The 24,383-nt window shown below is 73.5% G+C and carries 19 protein-coding genes; 6 read left to right on the plus strand and 13 right to left on the minus strand.

The window, feature by feature from the left end:
• Positions 1-26 precede the first annotated feature (26 nt).
• From ABD774_RS03200 to leuS, 5 genes are all read right to left on the minus strand, one after another.
• The gene (locus tag ABD774_RS03200) at positions 27-2,579 is read right to left on the minus strand and encodes a ComEC/Rec2 family competence protein (RefSeq protein WP_345037556.1); all 2,553 of its coding nucleotides are present in this window, start codon (positions 2,577-2,579) and stop codon (positions 27-29) included.
• On the minus strand, positions 2,576-3,454 hold the full coding sequence (locus ABD774_RS03205) for a ComEA family DNA-binding protein (protein ID WP_345037559.1): 879 nt from the start codon (positions 3,452-3,454) through the stop codon (positions 2,576-2,578). Before ABD774_RS03205 ends, ABD774_RS03200 begins: the two co-directional genes overlap by 4 nt.
• A 198-nt stretch (positions 3,455-3,652) precedes the next feature.
• On the minus strand, positions 3,653-4,549 hold the full coding sequence (locus ABD774_RS03210) for a DegV family protein (protein ID WP_345037561.1): 897 nt from the start codon (positions 4,547-4,549) through the stop codon (positions 3,653-3,655).
• 104 nt (positions 4,550-4,653) lie between these two features.
• Entirely contained in the window at positions 4,654-5,667 is a 1,014-nt protein-coding gene (locus ABD774_RS03215; RefSeq protein ID WP_345037563.1) for an aldose 1-epimerase, read from the minus strand.
• 135 nt (positions 5,668-5,802) lie between these two features.
• Entirely contained in the window at positions 5,803-8,760 is a 2,958-nt protein-coding gene (gene leuS, locus ABD774_RS03220) for a leucine--tRNA ligase (RefSeq protein ID WP_345037566.1), read from the minus strand.
• 267 nt (positions 8,761-9,027) lie between these two features.
• Here leuS and ABD774_RS03225 point away from each other — a divergent pair, with 267 nt between their 5' ends.
• Positions 9,028-9,531, plus strand: a complete 504-nt coding sequence (locus tag ABD774_RS03225) for a Dps family protein (protein ID WP_345037568.1) — start codon at positions 9,028-9,030, stop codon at positions 9,529-9,531.
• A 125-nt stretch (positions 9,532-9,656) separates the two neighbouring features.
• On the opposite strand, the gene ABD774_RS03230 is transcribed toward ABD774_RS03225, so the two are convergent.
• From ABD774_RS03230 to ABD774_RS03260, 7 genes are all read right to left on the minus strand, one after another.
• Positions 9,657-10,115, minus strand: coding sequence for a MarR family winged helix-turn-helix transcriptional regulator (locus ABD774_RS03230; RefSeq protein WP_345037570.1), 459 nt, complete (start codon positions 10,113-10,115; stop codon positions 9,657-9,659).
• A gap of 125 nt (positions 10,116-10,240) precedes the next feature.
• Positions 10,241-11,551: a TRAP transporter large permease gene (locus ABD774_RS03235; RefSeq protein ID WP_345037573.1), complete on the minus strand. Its 1,311-nt coding sequence runs from the start codon at positions 11,549-11,551 to the stop codon at positions 10,241-10,243.
• A 7-nt stretch (positions 11,552-11,558) separates the two neighbouring features.
• Positions 11,559-12,173 carry a TRAP transporter small permease gene (locus ABD774_RS03240; protein ID WP_345037575.1) on the minus strand — a complete coding sequence of 205 codons (615 nt, stop codon included), beginning with the start codon at positions 12,171-12,173 and terminating at the stop codon, positions 11,559-11,561.
• Positions 12,174-12,309: 136 nt separating this feature from the next.
• Positions 12,310-13,347 (minus strand): TRAP transporter substrate-binding protein, encoded by a 1,038-nt coding sequence (locus ABD774_RS03245; protein ID WP_345037578.1) that lies wholly within the window; start codon positions 13,345-13,347, stop codon positions 12,310-12,312.
• A 320-nt stretch (positions 13,348-13,667) separates the two neighbouring features.
• Complete coding sequence (locus ABD774_RS03250) at positions 13,668-15,071, minus strand: mannitol dehydrogenase family protein (protein ID WP_345037580.1); 1,404 nt, start codon at positions 15,069-15,071, stop codon at positions 13,668-13,670.
• Positions 15,068-16,492 carry a glucuronate isomerase gene (gene uxaC, locus ABD774_RS03255; RefSeq protein WP_345037582.1) on the minus strand — a complete coding sequence of 475 codons (1,425 nt, stop codon included), beginning with the start codon at positions 16,490-16,492 and terminating at the stop codon, positions 15,068-15,070. The genes ABD774_RS03250 and uxaC overlap by 4 nt, the downstream gene beginning before the upstream one ends.
• An 89-nt stretch (positions 16,493-16,581) precedes the next feature.
• Positions 16,582-17,697: a LacI family DNA-binding transcriptional regulator gene (locus tag ABD774_RS03260; RefSeq protein ID WP_345037584.1), complete on the minus strand. Its 1,116-nt coding sequence runs from the start codon at positions 17,695-17,697 to the stop codon at positions 16,582-16,584.
• Between the two features lie 306 nt (positions 17,698-18,003).
• Here ABD774_RS03260 and ABD774_RS03265 point away from each other — a divergent pair, with 306 nt between their 5' ends.
• From ABD774_RS03265 to ABD774_RS03285, 5 genes are all read left to right on the plus strand, one after another.
• The gene (locus ABD774_RS03265) at positions 18,004-19,479 is read left to right on the plus strand and encodes a glycoside-pentoside-hexuronide (GPH):cation symporter (RefSeq protein WP_345037586.1); all 1,476 of its coding nucleotides are present in this window, start codon (positions 18,004-18,006) and stop codon (positions 19,477-19,479) included.
• Between the two features lie 108 nt (positions 19,480-19,587).
• Positions 19,588-21,378 (plus strand): beta-glucuronidase, encoded by a 1,791-nt coding sequence (gene uidA / locus ABD774_RS03270; protein ID WP_345037589.1) that lies wholly within the window; start codon positions 19,588-19,590, stop codon positions 21,376-21,378.
• A gap of 83 nt (positions 21,379-21,461) precedes the next feature.
• The gene (larE, locus tag ABD774_RS03275) at positions 21,462-22,313 is read left to right on the plus strand and encodes an ATP-dependent sacrificial sulfur transferase LarE (protein WP_345037661.1); all 852 of its coding nucleotides are present in this window, start codon (positions 21,462-21,464) and stop codon (positions 22,311-22,313) included.
• A gap of 22 nt (positions 22,314-22,335) precedes the next feature.
• Positions 22,336-23,052 (plus strand): nickel pincer cofactor biosynthesis protein LarB, encoded by a 717-nt coding sequence (gene larB, locus ABD774_RS03280; RefSeq protein WP_486327260.1) that lies wholly within the window; start codon positions 22,336-22,338, stop codon positions 23,050-23,052.
• A gap of 90 nt (positions 23,053-23,142) precedes the next feature.
• Positions 23,143-23,592: an HIT family protein gene (locus ABD774_RS03285; protein WP_345037593.1), complete on the plus strand. Its 450-nt coding sequence runs from the start codon at positions 23,143-23,145 to the stop codon at positions 23,590-23,592.
• A gap of 20 nt (positions 23,593-23,612) precedes the next feature.
• Here ABD774_RS03285 and ABD774_RS03290 read toward each other — a convergent pair whose 3' ends face one another.
• Positions 23,613-24,329 (minus strand): vitamin K epoxide reductase family protein, encoded by a 717-nt coding sequence (locus tag ABD774_RS03290; RefSeq protein WP_345037595.1) that lies wholly within the window; start codon positions 24,327-24,329, stop codon positions 23,613-23,615.
• Between the last annotated feature and the right edge of the window lie 54 nt (positions 24,330-24,383).

Raw genomic sequence — 24,383 nt, forward strand, 5'->3', positions numbered from 1 at the left:
TGTTGCAGACAGCACGAGCGCCGCACTTACCGTCCGCCGCCCTCACCGCCGCTGCCCTCGCCGCCCGCCCGGCAGGACGAGAGCGTGCCCAGCCCCGCCGGAGTGCCCGTGCGGACCACCGTCACCGCTCCGCACACGTCGGTGCGCAGCACCGGGCCGGACCGCCCGTAGAGCTCGAGGGCGCTCGGCGCCGGGTGCCCGTAGTCGTTGTCCGCCCCGACGCTCACCAGGGTCAGCCGCGGCGCGAGCAGCGCCGCCAGCCGTTCGTCCTGGCGCGGGGAGCCGTGGTGAGCCATCACCACGACGTCGTGGACCGTGACCGGCGACCGCCGCAGGAGGCGCACGAGGCGGGCCTGCCCGTCCAGCTCGGCGTCACCGAGGGCCAGCACCCGCAGGCCGGGGGCGTCCAGGCGCACCACGAGCGACAGGTCGTTGACCGCCGCCTCGCCGGTCCCCGCGGCGACGGCGTCGGGCGCGGGCCCGAGGACCTCCCAGCCGACCTCGCCGGCTCGGCCCCGGGCGCCCGGCCCGCCGGCGACCGGACGGTCCACCGGGATGCCGGCGGCGGCGAGCTGGCGCTGCACCGCCCCGACCGCGTTTGCCGGGTCCGACCCGGGGCCGAGGACCGCCCGTTGCACGTCGACCGCCGCCAGGACCTCCGGGAGCCCGCCGACGTGGTCGGCATGGGCGTGGGTGAGGACGAGGAGGTCGAGACGCCGGACGCCCGCGGCGCGGAGGCAGTCCGCCGCCGCGCCGCCGGCGGGCCCGACGTCGACCATCACCGCCGCGCCAGGGCCCGAACGGACGACGAACGCGGCCCCCTGGCCGACGTCGCACTGGACGGCCACCCAGTCCGGCGGGGGGCGGCCGCCGGGAAGCCATGCGCCGACCACCTGGCGGGGGCCGGGCAGCACCAGCAGCACGAGCAGCACCGCCAGGGCGGGCACGGCGGGACGCGTTCGGCGCGGCCCGGCGCGCGCGAGGACCGCGACGCCCGCCGCCGTGGCCCCCGCGAGGGCGAGCGCCCCGCCCGTGCCGCCCGGCCAGGCCACCTGGGCTCCGGGCAGGGCGGCCAGGGCGCGGGCGACCTGGGCGATCCATGCCGTGCACCAGGACGCGGCGACCGCCAGCGCCTCGGCCCCGACCGGCCACCAGGGCGCAAGCACGGTGGCGCCCACGCCCAGGACCGTGGCGGGCGGGACAGCGGGCGCCGCGAGGATGTTCGCGGGCACCGCGTAGGGCGAGACGGCCGGGGTCAGCAGCACCACCACCGGACCGCACGCCGCCTGCGCCGCGGCCGGGACCGCGACCGCGGTCGCGAGCCAGCGCGGGAGGACGTGTGTGAGCCATCGCGCCCAGGGGCGGGCGAGCAGCACCAGCCCGGCGGTGGCGAGCACCGAGAGGACGAACCCGTAGGACCGCGCGAGCCAGGGATCGGCCAGCACCAGGGCGACGACGGCGCCGCACAGCGCGGGCAGGGCGCGCGCCGGGCGACCCAGCAGGAGGGCGACGAGGACCACCGCGCCCATGACGGCGGAGCGCAGCACGCTGGCCTCCGGGCGCACCAGCGCCACGAACGCCACGAGGGCGAGCGCGCCGGCCCCCGTGCGCCAGGGCGGCGCGAGCCACACGAGCGCCCCCAGCACCGCTCCCAGCAGGATCGCCACGTGGGCGCCGGAGACCGCGGTGAGGTGGGTGAGCGAGACGGCCTGCATGTCGGCGCGCAGATCCGCGGGAAGCTCGCGGTCGTCACCCACCGCGATGCCCGGCACCAGCCCGCGCGCCTGCGGCGAGAGGTCCGCCGTCACCGCGCGCAGGGCCTCTCGGAAGAGGTTCACGACGCGCAGGTGCCACGGCGGCCGCCCACGCCGCTCCGGCTCGCGGGAGGTGATCAGCAGCGCGGCCGCGTCGTCACCGGGCTCGGTGGCGACCAGCGTCCCGCGGACGCGCACCTGCTCGCCGAGGGTCAGGTCGCCCCAGGGGGCCGGTCCCAGCACGACCACCGGTGCCCGTGCCAGGGACCGGGCGCCACGCCCGGACACCTCCACCACGTCCGCGACCACCCGGAACCTGCCCTCCGCCTCCCACTCGCGGGTCTCCATGGGCCGCGGCTCGGCGGCGACCCGGGCGGTCACCACCGCGCTCGCGCCTCGCCCGGCGAGGTCCGCCAGCAGCCCGCCGCCGCGGGCGTGGACGTGGGCGCCCGTGGCCGCCAGCACGGCGGCCACGACGAGCAGCGCCAGCAGCGCGGCGCCCGACGGCGGGGCCGCGGCGACGCCGCGGTGGAGCCGCCGCCGTGCCCCGGCGGGGTGCCGACGGCGCTCGCGCACGAGGTAGCCGGCGGGAACGGCGCAGGCGAGCAGCACCGCGCCGGCGACGAGGCCGGACGTCGCCGCGGGAAGCGTGACTCCGAGGTGCGCGGCGGCCCAGGCCCCGGCCGCCGCCGGCACCAGCCGGGCGTCCAGGGGCGCCGGCGGTCGCGACGCCTCGCTCTCCGGGGCCCGTGTCCGGCGACGCGCGGGCACGCCGGGCCGTCTCAGCCCGGCGGCGGCGGACCTCTCCGTCACGGTGGCGGTCACACCGTCACCAGGGGGCGGAGCCGCTCCAGGGTGGCGGGGCCGATCCCGGAGACCTCGTCGAGGTCGTCGACCGAGGTGAAGGAGCCGTTGAGGTCGCGCCACTCGAGGATGCGCTGGGCGATGGCCGGCCCGACCCCGGGCAGCGAGTCGAGCTCGGCGGCGGTCGCGGTGTTGAGGTTGACGGGCGCACCGGCCGGCGCACCGGCCCCGGCGCCGTCGGTGCCCGAGACCCCCGCACCCGCGCCGGCCGCAGCGGCTCCCCCGCCGGCGTCTGCCCCGGGCGGCCGCTCGCCCTCGACCGGGACGTAGACCTGCTCCCCGTCGACCAGGACGCGCGCGAGGTTCACCGCCCCCAGGTCGGCCTCAACCGTCGCGCCGCCGGCCGCGTCGACGGCCTCGCGGACGCGCGCGCCCGTCGGCAGCTCCACCACACCGGGGTCCGCGACAGAGCCCGCGACGTGGACGACGACCACAGGCGGGCTCGCCGCGCCCGTCGGCACGGCCGGGTCACCGGTCCCGGGCGGTGCCGACGCCCCGCCCGCCGGCGTCGCCTCGCCGTCGCCCGAGGGCTCCACGCCGTGGCCGGGCTCGACCACCCCGGGCTCTACGCCGCCGCCCGCGGCGCCCCCGGAGGGCGGGGGGAGTGGCACCGCGTCGCCCGGCCGGCCCAGCCACGCACCGACCACGACCGCGAGGGCGCACGCCAGCACCACGGCGCCGGCGACGACGGCGGAACGGGCCGAGGGCGCCCAACGGCGCCGGGCGGGGACGACGTCGTCCTCGGGGGTGACCTCGAGGTGACCCGCGGCGGCGGTGTACGCCGCCGACGTCAGCGCGCGCAGCCGCGCGTTACGGTCCCGCCGCCGAACCTCCACGCCAGGACCGTACGAGCCGGCGCCGGTCCGGCGGCCCGCCGGCCACCGCCCGCTGTGGACCCTCCGGCGTCCGGCGCGGCTGTGCACTACCGCTGCGCGGGGGACGGGCCTTCTTCCGGTGACCCGTCGGCCTCGGGACGCCGACCTGGCGCCGGGACGCCGTGCTCAGCGCCCGCCCGGCAGTCCGGGGGTGATCGCTCAGAGTGCCGGCGCGACGACGACGCCGAGCACCCCCGGCCCCGCGTGGACGCCGACCACGGCCGTCACCTCGCTGCGCAGCACGCCGGCGACGAGCGCACCGGTGCCGGCCAGGGCGTCCGCGAGGTCCTCCTCGAGGGCGATAGCCTCGTCGGCGGCGCCGAAGTGGTGGACCGCCACGCGGACCCGTTGCGCCGGGGGGTGAGGCACGCGCGCCCCGGGGCCGCCGGCGGCCTGCACGGCCCGCTCGAGCACCCGCCGCCGGGCGCGGGCCCGGCCCCGGACCGTCTCGACGACGACGATCCGCCCGTCCGAGACCCCCAGGACCGGCCGGATGCCGAGCGCCGTCCCCATGAGGGCCGCGCCGGGGCTCATCCGGCCGCCGTGCTGGAGGAAGGCGAGGTCGGCCACCATGAACAGCACGGTGGACTTGGCCGCTGTCTCCCGGGCGACGGCCACGACCTGCGCCGCTCCCCCGCCGTCACGGGCAACCTCGGCGGCGGCCACCGCGGCGAGCCCGGTCCCGGCCGCCACGGTGCGGGAGTCGACGACGTGCACGCGGACCCCCTCACCCGCGAGCGACGCGGCGGCCCGCCGCGCTCCGGCGACCGTCCCGGAGAGGTCGGCCGAGAGGTGGATCGCGACGACGTCCCGCGCGCCGCCGTCGGCCGCCGCCCGGTAGGTCCGCTCCAGCTCCGCCGTCGAGGGCTGGGAGGTGGTGGCGCGCACCCCCTGGGCCAGCTGTGCGGCCAGGGCGGCGGAGCCCAGCGCGTCGTCGAGGCGGTCCTGCCCGTCGACGACGACGTGCAGGGGCACCACGGTGATGCCGAGCTCAGCGGCGACCTCCGGTGGCAGGCTGGCCGTCGAGTCCGTGACCACCGCGACGCCCGTCCCCATGCCGTCCACCCTAGGCCCGTCCGGATCGGCGGGCCGCGCACCGCGCCTGCGGCGGTGCCGGCCGGGGCCGGCCGGAGCGCTCGTCGGCCGCGCCCGCGAGGCGGTCAGCTCCGGCGGTAGACGATGTCGCTGACGAGCTGACGCTGCGCCCCGGGCGCGAGCAGCAGCGCCTCGGCGACGTCCGGGCGGTTGAACGCGTCTGCCATGAACCCGCACGGCTCGACGGCGAGCGAGGCACGCGGGCCCCGGTGCAGGGTGTCGCCGGTGAACAGGTGCACCACCCGGGCCTCGAACGGGTCCTGCTCCACAGTGAGGCTCTCACCCGTGCGCGGCGAGCGGAGCACGGTGGCGACCACGCCGTCGTCGTCGGGGACGAGGTCGGTGAACGCCTGGTCGAGGGAGGTGCCCGCCAGCGCCAGCCGCACGGGAGAGGCGACACCGGCCAGCGCGGCCTCGCCTGCCAGCGGGAGCTTCGCGTCGTCGGTCAGGACGCGGGAGCGGGCGGGGACCTCGATCTCCAGGTCGTCGATGGTGGTGTGCCCGGGCAGGCGCAGGTACGGGTGCCAGCCCAGGGCGACGGGCGCCGGGGCCTGCCCCGTGTTGGTCGCGGTCAGCTCGACGCCGAGCCGCGCCTCCCCCTCCGACCCGATCCCCAGGGCGTAGGAGACGGCGACGTCGAGGGAGAACGGGTAGCCCGGGTAGTCCTCCGGGCCGACGGTGGTCACCAGCCGCACCGCCAGGTCCGAGTCACGCACGCTGACCTGCGCGCGGGCGAAGCGCGCGGCGGTGAGCAGGCCGTGGAGGGCCTCGCCGTTCTCGTCGGTGGCGACGGCGTGCTCGACGCCGTCGACCGTGTACCGCCCGCCGCGCAGCCGGTTCGACCACGGGACCAGGACGGCGTTGCGGTAGCCGTCCTGCTCGGCGAGCTCGGCGGCGGAGGCGTAGCCGTCGAGCAGCTCGACCAGCTCGCCGTCGGCCCGCGGCGCCTGCCACGAGAGCACGGTGGCCCCGGTCTCCGCCACCACGAGACGGGCGCCGTCGGGGTGGTTGAGCACCCAGGTGCTTGTCCCGTCGAAGGTGCCGCGCTCGATGCGCGCACGGGCGGTCGTGATCTCCATCGTCACTCCTGATCGTCGAGGCTGCTGCGTCTGCGTCCAGGGTGACGGAAGAGGCGCCCCGTCCGCGGAGGTGTCCACGAACGGCTCACCTGCCGGACGGCCCGGCCGGGCGTGGCGCCTCGGAGCGGCGGAGCGTCAGGCGCCGGGGACGATGTTGACCAGCCCCGGCGCGCGGACGATCACCTTGCGCACGCCACGGTCGCCGAGGGTGCGTCGCACCGCCGGGGACGCGAGGGCCTGCTCGCGCAGCTCGTCCTCGCCGATCGACGCCGGCACCTCGAGACGGTCGCGGACCTTGCCCGCGACCTGGACCACGCACGTGACGGTGTCCTCCACCAGCAGGGCCGGGTCCGCCGTCGGGAACGGCTCGTAGGTCAGCGACTCGGGGTGGCCCAGGCGCGACCACAGCTCCTCGGCGATGTGCGGGGCCACCGGGGCCAGCATGAGCACCAGGGGCTCGACGGCCTCGCGCGGCACGCGGTCCAGCGAGGTGAGGTGGTTGTTCAGCACGATCATGCGGGCGATGGCGGTGTTGACCCGCATCGCCGACATCTCGGTCTCCACCTCGTGGGCGGTGCGCGCCACCAGGCGGCGCGTCTCCTCGTCGGCCGGGTCGTCCACGACCGTGGTCTCCCCCGTGCGCTCGTCGACGACGTTGCGCCACAGCCGCTGCAGGAAGCGCTGGGAGCCGACGACCGCCCGGGTGTCCCAGGGCCGGGAGTCCGCCAGCGGCCCCATCGACATCTCGTAGACCCGGAACGTGTCGGCGCCGTAGGTGGCGTACATGTCGTCCGGGGTGACGATGTTCTTCAGCGACTTGCCCATCTTCCCGTACTCGCGGAAGACCTCCTGGCCGTTCCACGTGTAGGTGGGCTCCGACGAAACACTGCCGTCCGCGGCAGGGACCTCCACGACCTCCTCGGCCGGGACGTACTGGCCGCGGTTGTCGGCGTAGGCGTAGGCCTGGATGTAGCCCTGGTTGAACAGCTTGTGGAAGGGCTCGGAGCTGGAGATGTGCCCCAGGTCGTGGAGCACCTTGTGCCAGAACCGGGCGTAGAGCAGGTGCAGGACGGCGTGCTCGACGCCGCCGACGTACAGGTCCGCCCCGCCGGAGACGTTCGCCGGCACCGCGGTGCCGTCCGGCGCCGTGGTCGCCGGGCGCGGGCCCATCCAGTACCGCTCGACCTCGGGGTCGACGAGGGCCTCGCTGTTGCGCGGGTCCAGGTAGCGCAGCTCGTACCACGAGGACCCCGCCCAGTTGGGCATGGTGTTGGTGTCGCGGTAGTAGGTCCGGCGCCCCTCGCCGAGGTCCAGCTCGACCTCGACCCACTCTGGCACGCGGCCCAGGGGCGGCTCGGGGCTGGACGTGGCGTCGTCGGGGTCGAAGGTGCGCGGGGAGTAGTCCGGGACCTCGGGCAGCTCGACCGGCAGCATGGACTCGGGCAGGGCGTGGACGCGGCCCTCCGCGTCGTAGACGACCGGGAACGGCTCGCCCCAGTAGCGCTGGCGGGAGAACAGCCAGTCGCGCAGGCGGTACGTGGTGGCGCCGCGGCCGACCCCCTTCGCCTCGAGCCAGGAGATCATCGCGGCCTTCGCGTCCGTCACGTCCAGGCCGTCGAGGGTGAGCTCCTCGCTCGCGGAGTTCACCACCGTGCCGTCGCCGGTCCAGGCGCCCTCGTGCCCCTCGGGCGGCAGGACGGTGTGGATCACCGGCAGGTCGTAGGCCTGGGCGAACTCGAAGTCGCGCTCGTCGCCGCCGGGGACGGCCATGATCGCGCCGGTGCCGTAGCCCATCAGGACGTAGTCGGCGACGAACAGCGGGACCTGGGCGCCGTTGACCGGGTTGGTGGCGTAGATGCCGGTGAAGACGCCGGTCTTGGTGCGCTCGGCGTCCTGCCGCTCGGCGTCGGTCTTGGCGGCGGCGGCGTGCTGGTACCCGCGCACCGCCTCGGCCGGGGTGTCCGCGCCGCCGGTCCAGGCGTCCCTGGTGCCTGCGGGCCAGGCCGCGGGGATCGCACCGTCCGCCAGCAGCGGGTGCTCCGGGGAGACCACCATGAACGTCGCACCGAACAGCGTGTCGGGCCGGGTGGTGAAGACGGTGAGTGGCTCCTCCACGCCCGGGACGCGGAAGTCCACGTGCGCGCCGGTCGAGCGGCCGATCCAGTTGCGCTGCATCGAGCGCACCTTCTCGGGCCAGTCGATCGTGTCGAGGTCGTCGACCAGCCGGTCGGCGTAGGCGGTGATGCGCAGCATCCACTGGCGCAGGTTCCGCTTGAACACCGGGTAGTTGCCCCGCTCCGAGCGGCCCTCCGCGGTGACCTCCTCGTTGGCCAGGACGGTGCCCAGGCCGGGGCACCAGTTCACCGGCGCCTCGGAGATGTAGGCCAGGCGCTGGTCGTCGACGACGCGGCGCCGCTCGTCGGCGGACAGGTCCGCCCACGGCCGCCCGTCCGGGGTGGGCCGTGTGCCGGCCGCCAGCTCGGCCTCCAGCTCTGCGATCGGGCGGGCCCGGCCGGTGCCGCCGTCGGGGCGCGGGGCGTCGGCGTCGTAGAAGGAGTTGAAGATCTGCAGGAAGATCCACTGGGTCCACCGCACGAACTCGGGGTCCGTGGTGGCGAACGTGCGGCGGTCGTCGTGGGCGAGGCCCAGCCGGCGCAGCTGGACCCGCATGTTGGCGATGTTCTCCTCGGTGGTGACCCGAGGGTGCTGGCCGGTCTGGACGGCGTACTGCTCGGCCGGCAGGCCGAAGGCGTCGTAGCCCAGGGCGTGCAGGACGTTGCGGCCCTTCATGCGGTGGTAGCGGCCGACGACGTCGGTGGCGATGTAGCCGAGCGGGTGCCCGACGTGCAGGCCCTTGCCCGAGGGGTAGGGGAACATGTCGAGGAGGTAGAACTTCTCGGCCGGGACGTTCTCGCCCGCCAGGTCGCCCGAGGGGTTCGCGGCGTGGAACGTGCCGCGCTCGGCCCAGCGGTCCTGCCAGGCCCGCTCGATCTCGTTCGCGAGCTCGGCGGTGTACCGGTGGCCGGTCGCGTCCTGCGCCTCGTACGTCTTCTCCTCGACCGCCGCTGTGGCGGCGTCGTCGTGCTTGCTCATGGTTCGTTCCTCGTCCCGGGTGTGGCGGTGGCTCCTGACACAAGAAAACCTCCCGTGCAGGGAGGTGAGCCGCGCTGGTGCGGCGCCCGGCGGAGCGGGCACCCGCTGGTGTCAGCGCGGCTGGGTAAGGAGCACCACGGCCGTCATGCGGTACAGGCTATCGCAGGCCGGGTGCCCGCCCTCGACGGGCGGGGGCGGGCGGGCCTCCCTAGGGTGACGGCAACACCCGAAACCAGTCGGCCGAGCAGGCCGGGAAGGAGCGCGACCATGGCGCCCAAGCCGCTCAAGATCCAGGAGACCAGCCTCCAGGAGGCTCTCGTCGACCTCGTCGACCTCTCGCTGCAGGGCAAGCAGGCCCACTGGAACATCCACGGACGCCACTTCCGCTCGGTGCACCTGCACCTGGACGAGATCATCGCCGAGGCCCGCCTCGCGGCCGACGAGGTGGCCGAGCGGCTCGCCACGGTCGGCGGCACCCCGGACGCCCGGGCGGCCACCGTGGCGAAGAGCTCGGGCCTCGACGAGCTCGAGGCCGGCCCGCTCCCTGCCGACGAGGTGGTCCGCCTGTTCGAGGAGCGCCTGATGGCCGCCTCCGAGCGCATCAAGGGCCACCTGGACGACCTCGAGGAGAAGGACCACCTGAGCGCCGACCTCCTCATCGGGGTGGCGACCAAGCTCGAGAAGCAGGCCTGGATGCTCCGCGCCAGCGCGGAGGACGCGCGCAGCACCGGCGCCGCCACGAGCGGCACGAAGGCTCGCAAGAGCGCCTGAGCCGTCGCTGCCTGACGGTGCCCGGCGGGTGGCCGGGCACCGTCACGCCGTCCGTCCCCGAGCCGGGCCGGTGGCGCGCACCGTCCAGCTCGGGCGGACCGGCTCCGCTCGTCGATCTGCGGCTGTCAGGGTCGGTACTGGCGCAGTCTGGCCGTCAGGTCGGTGAGCGTGGCGAGCTCGTCGGGCGTGAGCGCCCCGCCGACGTGGCGCTCGATGCTGCGGACGTGCCGCCGTCCGATCTGCCGCTGCATCGCCCGCCCCTCCTCGGTGAGGACGACGACGGTCCCGCGGGCGTCGTCGGGCGCGGGCTCCCGCGCGACGAGACCACGCGCCTCGAGGCGCTCCACCATCCGGCTCAGGCTTGGCTGGCTGATGAAGACCGCGTCGTTGAGCTCACGGAGCCGCAGCCGGCTGCCGTCGGCCCGGCTGAGGGTGAAGAGCACGTCGTACTCCCGCGCCCGCAGCGGCGCGAAGTCGCCGTTCGACTCGAACCTGCGCATGAGGTTGGACTGGGCACGGAACAGCGACTCCCATGCCTCGGCCGCCGCGCGCGTACCCGGTCCGTGCGTGGTCTCCCGCGTCACGTCGCCCCTCCCCCATGCGTTTTCGTCATCCTAGGACCGGAGGGCACCCACCACGGCGAACGCCGGGCCGGCGAACGCTGCTGGAGCGTCCGCCGGCCCGGCGCCGGTGCTGTTCTGCGGGTCGCCTACGGGTTGACGAGCCCTGTCACGGTCGGCAGCCACATGGACAGCTGCGGGACGAACGCGACGATGAAGAGCGCGGCGGTGAGCGCCCAGAAGAACGGCATGACCTTGTTGATCATGGGCTCGATCCGGACCTTCGCCACTCTCGCGGCCACGAAGAGGTTGTTTCCCACGGGCGGCGAGATGTTTCCGAGGCACATGTTGAAGACCATCATCGCGCCGAAGTGGATCGGGCTGATCCCGAGCTCCGTGACAACCGGCAGGAAGATCGGCGTGAAGATCAGGATGGCCGGCGTCGGGTCCATCACCGTGCCCGCCAGCAGCAGGATGATCATGATGATGACCACGATGAGGAACTTGTTGTCGGTCAGGCCGAGGAGCGAGTCCGCGACGAGCTCCGGCAGCCGGGCGAAGGACAGGACCCAGGCGAGGATGCTTGAGACCCCGATGAGCAGCATCACGATCGCCGTGGTCTTGGCCGCCTCGAGGACGATCGAGGGCAGTTCACGCACCGGCAGGGTCCGCTGGAGGAGCCCAAGGACGAGCGAGTAGAGCACCGCGATGACGGCGGACTCCGTCGCCGTGAAGTAGCCGGCGAGGATGCCGCCGATGACGATCACGATCATCAGCAGCGACGGGATCGCACGCAGGAACACGATCCCCGCCTGCTTGGCGGTCGGGCGCGTGGCGGCCTTCAGCTCCGGGTGCTTGCGCGCGTAGATCGCGACCATGACGACGCAGACCAGCGCCCAGAGCAGACCCGGGCCGACGCCCGCCATGAACAGGGCGGCGATCGAGGTGCTCGACACCAGCGAGTAGACGATGAACGTGTTGCTCGGCGGGATCAGCATGCCCGCGGGCGAGGCGACGGCGTTGACCGCGGACGAGAAGTGCGGGTCGTAGCCGGCCTTGCGCATCGTCGGCGAGAGCACGGAGCCGACGGCGGCGGCAGAGGCGACCGAGGCGCCGGAGACGGCGCCGAACATCGCGTTGGCCACGACCGTGGTCTGGGCCAGCGACGCCGGCAGGCGGCCGGCGACGACCAGGGCCAGATCGATCAGTCGGGTGGCGATCCCGCCGTTGTTCATCAGACCGCCGGCGAGGATGAAGAACGGGATCGCCAGGAGCGCGAAGGAGTTGCTGCCGGTGAAGAGGCGCTGGGCCGAGGTGAGGGCTGCGCCGTCCCAGCCGAGCAGGACGACGATGGCCAGGGCGGACGGCAGCCCCATCGAGATCGCCACCGGGACGCTGAGCGCGATGCCGAGGACCATGCCGCCGAGCAGGATGATGGTTGCGAGAATCACGGGTTCCATGGCGGCCTCAGATTCCTTGGTTGTTCTCGTCGACGTCCGGCAGCGGCTCTTCCGTGCCGGCGAACATGCCCACGATGTGTGAGACGGAGAACAGGGTGATCAACGCGCCCGCGATCGGCAGGACCAGGTAGATCTGGCCGACTGTCACGGGCATCGTCGAGATGTTCTGGTTCCACGCGTTGAGCGCGACTTCGTAGCCGCCGAAGATCATGACGTACACGGCGAAGAAGATGATCATCGCCTCGACGAAGACGGCGACGACCCGCTGGAGCGGCTCGCTGAACCTGGCGACGAGGACCTCGACGGCGATGTGCCCCCGCTCGGAGAACACCAGCGCCGCGCCGAGCAGGGCCAGGACGACGAACAGGTAACGGGCCGACTCCTCCGTCCAGGACGCCGGCGAGCTCAGGACCTGCCGGGAGAAGACCTGCCACGAGACCACGAACACCAGCACGGCGAAGATGACGACGCAGACGACGATGAGAATCCGGTCGATCAACTTCCTGACTGCCTCGAGGCCCGCGACGATCGGCCCCCCGGTGGGTCGCCGCCTGGCGGCCACCCCCTGCCCGGGGTCGACGGCCTCGCCGTCCCCGGGTTCTACCGCGCTCTTGCTACTCATGTGTTCCTCCGCTGTCCGGCGCAGCGTGAGCTGCTACCTGCTGTCATCTGCCGCGCTCCTGCGTTCGCAGTGGCAGCGAGAAGCGACGGGGAGGCGCGCCGCACCGCTGCGTGGTGCGCCTCCCCGCCGCCCGTGGTCACTTGGCCGCAGCGCGCGCCGCGTCGTAGAGCGCCTGCTGGGTGTCGGTCTTAATGAACTCGGCCGCGAGGGGCTCGAGGACGGCCGTGAAGGCCTCCTCGTCGACCTCGGTGAAGGTCGCGCCACCGTCCTTCGCGCTGGTGATGGCCTCCTCCGTCGCCGTCGCCCACAGCTCGGTGTGCTCCTCGTACGTGGCCTTCCACTCCTCGTCGAAGATGGCGCGGTCGTCCTCGGACATGCCGGCGAGCAGGTCGGAGTTGATGATCAGGTAGTCCAGGCCGACCAGGTGGTTGGTGTAGGACCAGTTCGGGGCGACCTCGTAGTGCTTCTGGGTCCAGTACGAGACCTCGTTGTTCTCCGCCGCGTCGACGACGCCGGACTGCAGACCGGTGTAGAGCTCACCGAACGCCATCGGGGTGGCGGAGGCGCCCATGGCCTCGGCCATGGCGATGTGGAGGTCGGACTCCTGCACGCGGAGCTTCTTGCCGGCCAGGTCCGCCGGGGTCTCGACGGGGCCGTAGGTCGTGTAGATGCTGCGGGCGCCCTGCGTGAAGCCGCCGAGCACGGTGAGCTTGTTGGACTCCTCGAGCGATGTGTACAGGTCGCCGGTGACCTCCGGGTCGTGGATGACGCTCATCTGGTGCTCGACGTCGTCGAAGACCTTGGGGAGGTTGAAGACGAGGAAGTCCTCGTTGAGGTTCTCGAGCTGGGTGCCGGAGACGATCGCCATGTCGACGCTGCCGTCGGACACGAGCTGCAGGGCCTCCTGCTGGGCGCCGAGGGTCTCGTTCGGGAAGACGTCGACGTCCCAGCGGCCGTCGGTGGCCTCGGAGAGGCGCTCACCGAAGTTGTCCAGGGCGATGTAGGAGGGGTGCTCCTCGGTCTGGTTCAGGGCAAGGCGCATGGTGGCGCCGCCCTCGGCCGCACCGCCGCCGCCAGCCGTGGCGTCCTCGGTCGCGTCGCCGCCGCCGCAGGCGGCGAGGGCGAGCGCGGTCACGCCGGTGAGCGTCACCAGGGAGAGAGTCTTCTTACGCATCGTGTCGTTCCTATCTGCTCATCGATGAGCGGTCGGTCATGCGTGCGGTGATCGCTCACCGCGTCGGTCCTCGGTCCGCCTCTGCGCGGTCGGTGAGGTCCGGGTCGGGGGAAGTCCGCCGTGGGCACGGGGGGATTTGCGTGCTGATTCAGTCACATACCGCAACGACGCGGCAACGAGTTGCCAAACCTTGCATCCTGACGTCACGGCGCGGTAACGGCGCCGTCCCGCCAGCTGCGGACGCGCGAAAAGGCCGGGGTGCGCGCAGCAGCGGCGCACCCCGGCCTCGCGGCCCGCCCGACGGGTCAGTCGGGACCGGGTCAGCCCTTGGCGGTGCCCACCTGGGCCAGGATCTCCTCCGCCTTCGCGACGACGGCCGCCACGAGGTCCTCGTCCGGCACCATGTCCGAGGCGAGCAGGCCCAGCAGAGCGTTGGTCGCCTCGGCGACCGTGCCCTGGGCGGCGGCGACGACGTCGGACTCGCGGGCGTCCTTCACGGGCGCGCCATGGCCCTGCAGGTGCAGGACCCAGGCGGCCAGGGCGCGAACGGGCCCGTCCGGCAGGCGCCCGGCGGCGCGCTCCAGGCGCAGGGCGGGGAGGATGCGCACCGGGATCTTCTGCGAGCCGTCGGCGGCGATCTGCGCCAGCAGGTGCCGCACCCGGGGGTTGTTGTAGCGGTCGAGAAGGGCCGCTCGGTAGCGCGCCACGTCCTCGGCGTCGACCTGCAGGTGCTTCCCCGCGACGTCCCACCAGTCCTCGACCCAGCCGCGCACCGTGGGGTCGGCGATCGCGTCGGCGACGGTCTCGTGCCCCACGATCGTGGCGGCGTAGGCCATCAGCGAGTGGGAGCCGTTGAGCATCCACAGCTTGCGCTGCTCGAAGGGGTAGACATCGTCGACGATCCCCGCGCCGGCCTTCTCCCACGCCGGCCGGCCGGCGGGGAAGTCGCCGGCGATGACCCACTCGCTGAACGGCTCGGTGGGCACGGGCGAGGCGTCGTCGTAGCCCTGGGACTCGGCGACGGCGGCCCGCTCGCCCTCCGTGGTGGCCGGGGTGATCCGGTCGACCATCGACGTGGCCCAGGAGACGTTCTGCCGCATCCAGTCCAGCAGGGTGGGGTCGACGCGCTCGGCGAGCTCCTCGACGACGGCACGGAAGGTCGGGCCGTTGTCCGGGAGGTTGTCGCACGGCAGGACCGTGATGGCGCCGGCGCCGGCCGCGCGGCGGGCGAGGAACCCCCCGACGAGCTTGCCGGGAGTGGTGCGGGCGGCCGCCTCGGCGTCGGCGCGAAGCGCCTCGATGTCGCCGGCGACCGCGGGGTCCCCGACGGCGAGGTGCCCGTCGGCGCCTCGCATGTAGCCGGCCTCGGTGACGGTGGAGGTGATGATGGCCGTCTGCGGGCTGCGGAGGTAGCCGAGGAACGCCTCGGTGTCCGACGCGGGGTGCACCGCGGAGAGGGAGCTGATGACCTCGAAGGTGTCGCCGTCGGCCTGGCGGGTGATGAGCGTGTACAGCCCGTCCTGCGGCGCGAGCGCCTCGGCCGCGTCGGGCCGGCGGCCGGTGAACGCGGCGATGCCCCACTCCCCCGCGTCGGGGGCGTGCTCGGTGTACCAGGCCTGGTGCGCGCGGGTGAAGTTCCCCAGGCCCAGGTGCACGATGCGGACCGGCGCCACGGGGCGCCCGTGCAGCTCGCGGGAGAGGCGGGGGACGGTCGTGGTGGTCATAGCTTGAAGGCCTTCCGGGGCTGGGTGACGACGAGGTCGTGGGCGGTGTCGAGCGCCTCGTCCATGGTCAGGCGGTGGTCCGCGACGAGCTCGGCGAGGAAGCCCGAGTCGAGCCGCCGGTTCATGTCGTGGCGCGCCGGGATGGACAGGAACGCACGGGTGTCGTCGATGAACCCGGAGGTTCGGGTGAACCCGGCGGAGCCGGTGACGGCGCGGCGGTAGCGCCTGATCGCCTCCGCCTCATCGATGAACCACCACGGGGCGCCGACGTACACCGACGGGTAGAAGCCGGCGAGCGGGGCGACCTCCCGGGAGTAGACGGTCTCGTCGATGGTGAACAGCACGAGCTGGAAGTTCGGGGCCGTCCCGAAGGCCGAGAGCATCGGCTGGAGGGCGCGGGCGAACTCCACGGACATCGGGATGTCGGCGCCGACGTCGGCACCGAACGTCTCCTGCGTCGGGGTGTGGTGGTTGCGCACCACGGCGGGGTGCAGCGTCATCACGAGCCCGTCCTCGGAGGCCATGCGGGCCTGCTGGAAGACGAAGTCGCGGCGCAGCGCGTCGCCCTCCTCCGGCGTGATCTGCCCGACGCGGGCCCTGGCGTACAGGCGCTCCGCCTCGGCGTCGTCGAGCTTCTCGGCGCGGGCGTCCTTGTGCGAGTGGTCCGAGGACACGGCGCCGTTGTCCTTGAAGAAGGCGCGCCGGTTCTCCATGGCCGCGACCCAGCCGGCGTACGTGCCGGTGTCGACGCCGGAGACCTCGCCCAGCGTGTCGATCAGCCCGTTCCAGGCCGGGGTGGCGGGCTCGAGGTACTTGTCCGGGCGGAACGTCGGAGCCACCTTGCCGTCCCAGGTGGGGTCCGCGGCCAGCTTCTGGTGGTGGCGCAGGTCGTCGGCCGGGTCGTCGGTCGTGGCGATGAACTCGATGTTGAACGTCTTGTACAGCGCGCGCGGCCGGAACTCCGGCGTGGCGATGGCCTCGGCGATCCGGTCGTAGATCCGGTCGGCGGTGGCCGCCGACGGCGCCAGCTCGATGCCGAAGACGTCCGCCAGCTCGGACTCGAACCAGAACTTCATCGGGGTGCCGCGGTAGATCTTCCAGTTCTCGCACAGGGTGCGGAAGGCGGCGCGGGACTGCTCGGCCGAGAAGTTCTCCTGCCCCACGCCGAGGTCCGCCAGGGAGACGCCGCTGGCGTGCAGGAGCCGGTTGATGTAGTGGTCCGGCGTGATGAGGAGCGACGTCGGGTCCGCGAAGGGCACGTCGTCGGCCAGCCACTGCGGCGGCACGTGCCCGTGCGGGGAGATGATCGGCAGGTCCTTGACCGCGTCGTAGAGCTCCCGGGCGATCGGGCGCAGGCCCGGGTCCGCGGGAAGGAGACGGTCGGGATGGACGTGGAGGACGTCGTCGTCTGTGGAGGTCATGCCGCCATCGTGCTGGCGCCACGCCACGGGCGGCAACGTGTTGCCGCCAGTTGCCGGACCGGTGCGGTCCGGCAAACCGTCCCGGCCCGTCACGCGCGGGCGTTCGGCCCCGTGCTCTCGCGCTCGACGAGCTTCACGGGGACGACGACGGGCGGTCCCCCGCGGGGGTGCGCTCCCTTGATCTGGGCGACCAGGTTGCGCACCGCGGCCGCGCCCAGCGCCCGGCGCGGCGTCGCCACGGTGGTCAGCGCCGGCGAGACCAGGTCCGCGGCGAAGATGTTGTCATAACCGACCACGGAGACGTCCTCCGGCACCCGCTTGCCCCTGCCCTGGACCGCGCGGATGAAACCGATGGCGACGAGGTCGTTGTAGGCGATCACGCCCGTCGTCGGCGCCTGCAACCAGGCCTTGGCACCGGCGACGCCACCGGCGACCGTCGGGGCCAGCGGGCCGATGCGGCGGACGTGCATCGACAGCTCGAGCGACGCCTCCCGCAGCCCGCGCCACCGCATGCCGTCGGCCCAGGAGGCCTCCGGCCCGGCGAGGTAGGTGACGAGGTCGTGGCCCAGCTCGCCCAGGTGCTCGAGCGCGCGGCGCACGCCGCGGGCGTTGTCCGGCACCACGGAGGGGATCTCGCGCACGGCCCGGTTCAGGGCCACCATCGGCTTCTGCTTGGCGATCATGCGGATGGAGGCGTCGGACATCCGCGAGGTGCCCAGCACGATGCCGTCGACGATCGGCAGGGCCCGCTCGAGCGCCTCGCGCTCGCGCTTGTCCGACTCCCGCGAGTCCACGAGCAGCACCGTGTAGCCCGCCTCGGCGGCCTCGTCCTGCACGCCGTTGATGATCTCGAAGTACACCGGGTTGGTGATGTCCGGGACCACCAGCGCGAGCAGGTTCGTGTGGGTCGTGGCCAGCGCTCGCGCCATGGGGTTGGTGCGGTAGCCGAGCTCGGCGGCCACCTTGCGGATGCGGTCCGCCGTCTCCGCGTTGACCCGGCCCGGGCGCGAGAAGGTCCGCGAGACCGTCAACGGGGCGACGCCGGCCGCCTGCGCCACGTCGTAGATCGTCGGCGAGCTGCGCCGTCGGGAGGCGCCCGGGGCGGGGGCGGGAGAAGCGTCCCCGGCGTCGACGACGGAGGGTCCGTCGCCGGCGTCGCCCGCGTCCGCGGGCACGCCCTGGCCAGCCGTGTCGTTCGAGTCCACCGACGTCCTCCCGGGTCGCAGGGGCCCACCGTACGGAAATGTGGCAACTGGTGGCAAAACGTTGCCCGGCGCGTCACACCGGGATACCTGCGGGCGCGCGACGCGCCCGCTGACATGACGGGGAGGCAGGACGGGCGACGTGGCAACTTTCGGCATCCGCGCTGCAACCAGCGGCAACCACTTTGGCCGACGTCCGGGGTGGTGCGTGAATGAGTCCCGACAAGCCACCTCCCGTGCGCCACCTCCGGCACGTGCGGGAGAGTGACACAACGTGCGTCACGCACCGTCTCTCTCCAGGGAGTCCACATGTCCAGCACGGCGACGGCTCAGCAACAGAGCATCCGCGACGCCGCGGCCCCGCACCTGTCGTTCAGGACGATCGTCGGCTACGGCGCCGGCGACGCGGGCTGCAACATCGCGTTCCAGATGACCGGCCTGTTCCTGCTCATCTTCTACACCGACGTGGTCGGCATCTCGCCGGTGCACGCGGGCAGCATCTTCCTCTTCGTCAAGATCTGGGACGCGTTCGCGGACATCTTCGCCGGCCGCATGGTGGACCGGACGATGACCCGGTGGGGCAAGTTCCGCCCGTTCCTGCTCTGGTACTCCGTGCCGCTGCTCGCCGCGAACCTGCTGTGCTTCTGGATCCCCGTCGACAGCTACAACATGAAGCTCGTCTGGGCGGTCGTCTCCTACGCCCTCATGGGCCTGCTGTACTCCATGGTCAACATCCCGTTCGGCTCCCTGGCCGGCGCCATGAGCCAGAACCCCGTCGACCGCTCCCGCCTGGCCTCCACCCGCATGGTCGGCTCCGGCGCCACCATCCTGCTGCTCTCCCTCGTCCTGGCTCCCCAGATCAAGGCCGCCGAGGACCTCGCCACCACCTTCCTCATCACGGCCATCGCCTTCCTGGTGGTCGGCACGGCCCTGTTCATGACGACCTTCCTGACCTCGAAGGAGACCGTCTACCGCGAGGTCGAGAGGGTCTCGCTGCGCGACACGCTGCGCACCGTCCGGCAGAACAAGCCCCTGCTGCGCCTGTGCGCCTCCTCGTTCTTCTACCTCACCGGGCAGAACGTGGTCTCCGCCATGGGTATCTACATCGCCAACCACGCCCTCGCGCAGTACGCCGGCGCCGGCAACTGGCTGGCGTCCGTCGTCACCATCATCACCACCGGAGCGGTCCTCTACGTCGGCCCGATCGGCCCCGGCGTGACCCGCAAGCTCGGCAAGAAGACCGGCTTCATGGGAGCGTGCGGCATCGCCATCACCGGCGGCGTGATCTTCGGCCTGAGCTCGAACCTGCTGCTGAGCCTCTTCGCGCTGTTCCTCATCGGTTTCGGCATGGCGCTGCTCAACACGATGACCTGGGCGCTCGAGGCGGACACCGTCGAGTACGGCGAGCTGCAGACCGGGATCCGCACCGAGGGCGCGACCTACGCCGCCTTCTCCTTCACCCGCAAGGTCGGCCAGGCGGTCGGCGCGGCCATCGCCTCCTACGCCCTGGCCTTCATCGGCTACGACGGCGCCCTCGACGTCCAGCCGCAGTCCGTCCTCGACGGCATGACCGCCGCGGTCGCGATCCTGCCCGCCACCTTCTTCCTCATCGCCCTGCTGATCATGTCCCGGTACCCCCTCACCGAGGCCCGCTTCGCCGAGATCATGACGCAGATCCAGGCGAGGCGCGCCGAGCGGCACGCCGCGCTCGCCGGGACCGCCGGCACGGCTCCCGCCGCCGGCTGGACCGACGACGACGGGCTGCCGCCCGCCGGCACCCGCTAGTGCCGCCTCGCCCCGCCCGGTCACGCCGGGCGGGGCGTTCGCGCACCCGCCGCACCACCCTTACCACCAGCTCGAGACGACCGACCGCTCCACCGAAAGGACCACCCCATGCTCCGGCCCCAGGACACCGCCACCCGTGACCGTCGCTCGCTCACCGGCCTGTGGCGGTTCCGCGCCGACGCCGAGGGCGTGGGCCGCGAGGAGCGCTGGTTCGCGGCGCCGCTCGCCGGGGCACGGGACATGCCGGTGCCGGCCAGCTACAACGACATCGTCCCCGGCCGGGACCTGCACGACCATGTCGGCGACGTCTGGTACCAGACGGATGTCCGCGTGCCGCGCGGCTGGGCGGACCAGCGGGTCGTCCTGCGCTTCGACGCCGCCACCCACCGCGCCACCGTGTGGGTGGGCGAGACCGAGGTGATGAGCCACGAGGGCGGCTACACCCCGTTCGAGGCGGACGTCACCGCGCACGTCACCCCCGGCGAGACCGTGCGCGTGACCGCCGTCGTCGACAACCGGCTGAGCTGGGAGTCCATCCCGCCCGGGGTCGTCGTCGAGACGGCGCACGGCCCCCGCCAGAAGTACATGCACGACTTCTTCAACTACGCGGGCCTGCACCGGCCGGTGTGGCTCTACTCCACGCCGACCACCTACGTCTCCGACGTCACCGTGGTCCCGGGCATCGAGGGCGAGCCGACGGCGGAGCGGCCGACCGGCACCGTCACCTACGACGTGGTCGTGGAGGGCGAGGGCTCGGTCCGGGTCCGCCTGCTCGACGCCGACGGCGCCGAGGTCACGGCGGCGCAGGGTCCCGCCGGCACGCTGACCGTGCCGGACGCCCACCTGTGGGCACCGGGCGACGGGTACCAGTACGACCTCGTCGTCGACGTCCTGGGCGCTGACGGTGCGCTGCTGGACACCTACACCCAGAAGGTAGGCATCCGCACCGTCGAGGTGCGCGGCACCGACTTCCTGATCAACGGGCGCCCGTTCTACTTCCGCGGCTTCGGCATGCACGAGGACCACAACACCCGCGGCAAGGGCCACGACGACGCCGAGATGGTCCACGACTTCGAGCTGCTGGACTGGATCGGCGCCAACTCCTTCCGCACCTCGCACTACCCGTACGCCGAGGAGGTGCTCGACTACGCCGACGCCCACGGCATCGTCGTCATCGACGAGACCGCCGCCGTCGGGATGAACGCGGCGGTGGGCGCGGTGATCGGCATGACGGTCGACCAGGTCTTCTCCCCCGACACCGTCTCCGAGCGCACTCGCGAGGTGCACGCCCAGGCGATCCGCGAGCTCTTCGCCCGGGACAAGAACCACCCGAGCGTGGTGCTGTGGTCCATCTCCAACGAGCCGGAGTCCCACACGCCGGAGTCGGAGGAGTACTTCCGCCCGCTCTTCGAGCTGGCCCGCGAGCTCGAGCAGCACCGGCCGATCGGGTTCGTCAACGTCATGTACTCCCCCGCCGACGTCGACCGGCTCATGAAGTACTCCGACGTCGTGATGATCAACCGCTACTACGGCTGGTACAGCGACAGCGCCGACCTCGCCGCCGCCGAGGCCAACCTCGAGGCCGAGCTGCGGCAGTGGGAGGAGCACGGCAAGCCGATCATCATGACCGAGTACGGCGCCGACACGGTCGCCGGCCTGCACGACCTCTCCGGGTCCATGTGGTCCGAGGAGTACCAGGAGGAGCTGCTCGACATGTACCACCGGGTCTTCGACCGCGTCGAGGCGATGGCCGGGGAGCACGTGTGGAACTTCGCCGACTTCCAGACTTCGCGCGGCATCGTCCGGGTGGACGGGAACAAGAAGGGCGCGTTCACCCGTGACCGCCGTCCCAAGGCCGCCGCGCACCTGCTCCGCCGGCGGTGGACCGGCCGGTCCTGAGCCGGGTCCGGGCGGCGACGCGCGCCGCCCGGGCCGTGCGTACAGTGACGGGAGCCGAGGAGAAGGAGAACGACGTGGCGGGGATGACGACCGTCCTGGGCGGCGAGCCGCTGGCCCTGGCCGACGCCGTCGGCGAGGAGCTGCGCGGCGCCGCCCCGCTCGGGGTGGCCTACTCCGGCGGGGTGGACTCCGCCCTGCTGCTCGCCCTCGCGGTGCGCACGCTGGGCGCCGGGAACGTCGTCGCCCTCCTCGGCGTCTCGCCGTCGCTGGCGCGCTCGGAGCGGGCGCGGGCCCACGAGACCGCGGCGTTCATCGGCGCCCGCGTGGTCGAGATCGAGACCCACGAGGGCGAGAACCCGGACTACGTCCGCAACGGCGTCGACCGCTGCTTCTTCTGCAAGGACGAGCTCTTCACCCGCATCTCGGACGAGGTGGTCGCCGCCCACGGCCTGGCCGCGGTCGCCTACGGCGAGAACGCCGACGACGCCCGGCGGCCCGACCGCCCCGGGTCCCGGGCGGCGACGAACCACCGCGTGCTGCGGCCGCTGTCCGTGGTGGGGATGACCAAGGCGCAGGTCCGGCTCGTGGCCCGGGCCCTCGGCCTGCCGGTGGCCGACAAGCCCGCCGCGCCCTGCCTCGCCTCGCGCATCCCGCACGGCGAGGAGGTCACGCCCGAGAAGCTGCGCCAGGTCGAGCGGGCCGAGGAGGTGCTCCGCGAGCTGGGCTTCTCCGACGGCCGGGTGCGCCACCACGGCGACATCGCGCGGATCGAGCTGCCGACGGCGGAGATCGCCCGCGCCGGCGAGGAGGAGATCCGCACCGCGCTGGACGCGGGCGTGCGCGCGGCCGGCTTCCGGTACGTCGTCGTGGACCTGCGCGGCATACAGTCGGGCGCGTTCACGCTGCCGCTGCTGGCGGTGGGTCATCGTGGCTGACGCTCCCGGTCCGCTGACCGGCGTGGCCGACGGCGCCGCCGCCGCACGGGACCTCGCCGTCGACGGCGTCGCGGAGCTGGACCACGACCGCGCCCGCCGGCGCGGCTACCCCGAGGCCGTCTTCTGCGAGGGGAAGTCCCCGGCTCACCTGCGCGCGATCGCCACCGCGCTGCTCGAGCGCCACGGCGGCGACCCGGCCCCGGACGTCCCGCGCACGCTGTTCACCCGCGCCGACGCCGAGCGCGCCCAGGCCGTCCTGGACGTCCTGCCGGACGCGCTCCACGAGCCCGAGGCGCGCCTGCTGGCCTGGCCGCCCACCCCGCCCGAGCCGACGGGCGGCCTCGTCGTCGTGGCCTGCGCCGGCACCTCGGACCTGCCCGTCGCCCGGGAGGCCGAGCTCACCGCGCGGTTCCTCGGCCGGCGCACCGAGCTGGTGGTGGACGTCGGGGTCGCCGGCCTGCACCGGATCCTCGCCCGGACCGAGACCCTGCGCGCCGCTGCGGCCGTGATCGTGGTGGCCGGCATGGACGGCGCGCTGCCCGGGGTCGTCGCGGGCCTGGTGAGCGCGCCGGTGGTGGCCGTGCCCACCTCGGTCGGCTACGGCGCCGCGTTCGAGGGGCTCGCCCCGCTGCTGACGATGCTCAACGCGTGCGCGCCCGGCGTCGGCGTGGTGAACATCGACAACGGCTACGGCGGCGGCCACCTGGCCGCGCAGATCGCCGCACCGCGCCGCGACTGATCCACCCCGCCGCGACGGCCGCGCCCGGGCTCGTCGCCCCCGGGCCACGCCCGCCGGTCGGGCCCTCGGTCGCCGTGCCAGGATGAGCCCATGAGCACCGTGTTCACGCAGATCATCGAGGGTCAGATCCCCGGACGCTTCGTGTGGGCGGACGACGTGAGCGTCGTCTTCTCGACGATCGCCCCGATCACCGACGGGCACATGCTCGTGGTCCCGCGCGCGGAGGTCAGCCAGTACACGGACGCCGACGACGCGCTGGTCGCCCACCTCGCCGTGGTCGCCAAGGAGGTCGGGCGGGCGCAGCAGGCGGCGTTCGGCTCGCCGCGGGCCGCCGTGCTCGTCGCGGGTTTCGAGGTGGAGCACCTGCACCTGCACGTGCTGCCCGCCTGGGACGAGCAGTCGCTGCGCTTCGACAACGCCCGCCACGACGTCCCCGCCGAGGAGCTCGACGCCGCCGCCGAGCGGGTGCGCGAAGCCCTCCGTCAGGCCGGGCACGGCGGTCGCGTCCCCGCCCGGCTCGGGTCGGCCGCGCTGGCCTGAGGGCGGGCACCACTACCGGCTCAAGCGAGCACCAGCACCCACTGGTCCCAGAAGATCGCGACGGCCGCGGCCACGACGAGCACGTACCAGACGGCCACGATCACCCAGCGGTCCTGCACGAGGGTGCGGCGCAGGCGGTCGGGCAGCCGGACGTGCCCCGCCTGGGCCGCCCGGGCCAGGACGTTGACGAAGATCGGGATCGTCACCACCCACACCACGAGGCAGTACGGGCACAGCATCCGGATGCTGAAGAAGGCCTGGTACTGGAACCAGAAGACCGCGCCGATCGCACCGGTCGCGCCGGCCACGAGCGCCCCCCAGAACCAGCGGGCCGGCCGCACCCCCGCCAGGAACATCACGCCGACGGTCAGGCAGGCCGCGAACGCCACCGTGCCGACGACGGCGTTGGGGATGCCGAGCGCGTGCGCCTGCCACGTGGTGATGAAGCTGCCGCAGCCGATCAACGGGTTGAAGTCGCAGGCGAGCGCGGCATCGGGGTCCGCCGCCACCTTGAGCTCGGAGAGCACCAGCTCGACGGCGGCCCAGAGCCCGAGCAGCCCACCCACGGTCAGCACCCAGCCGAGCTCGCGCGGCGCCCCGCCGGCGGCCTGGTGCGCGCTGGGCCGTGCCCGGTCGAGGACCGCGAGCTCGGCCTGAAGCTCCTCGTCGCTCAGATCGTCGTAGTCCTCGGGCGACCGTGCGCCCTCCACGTGGGATGACGTGCTCCTGGTGCTCACGCGCCCTCCTTGTTCTCCCCTAGCAGTATGCGGTCCCGGCACGCTGCCAGGGGC

The sequence above is a fragment of the Georgenia daeguensis genome (assembly GCF_039537705.1).
Classification (GTDB): Bacteria; Actinomycetota; Actinomycetes; order Actinomycetales; family Actinomycetaceae; genus Georgenia; species Georgenia daeguensis.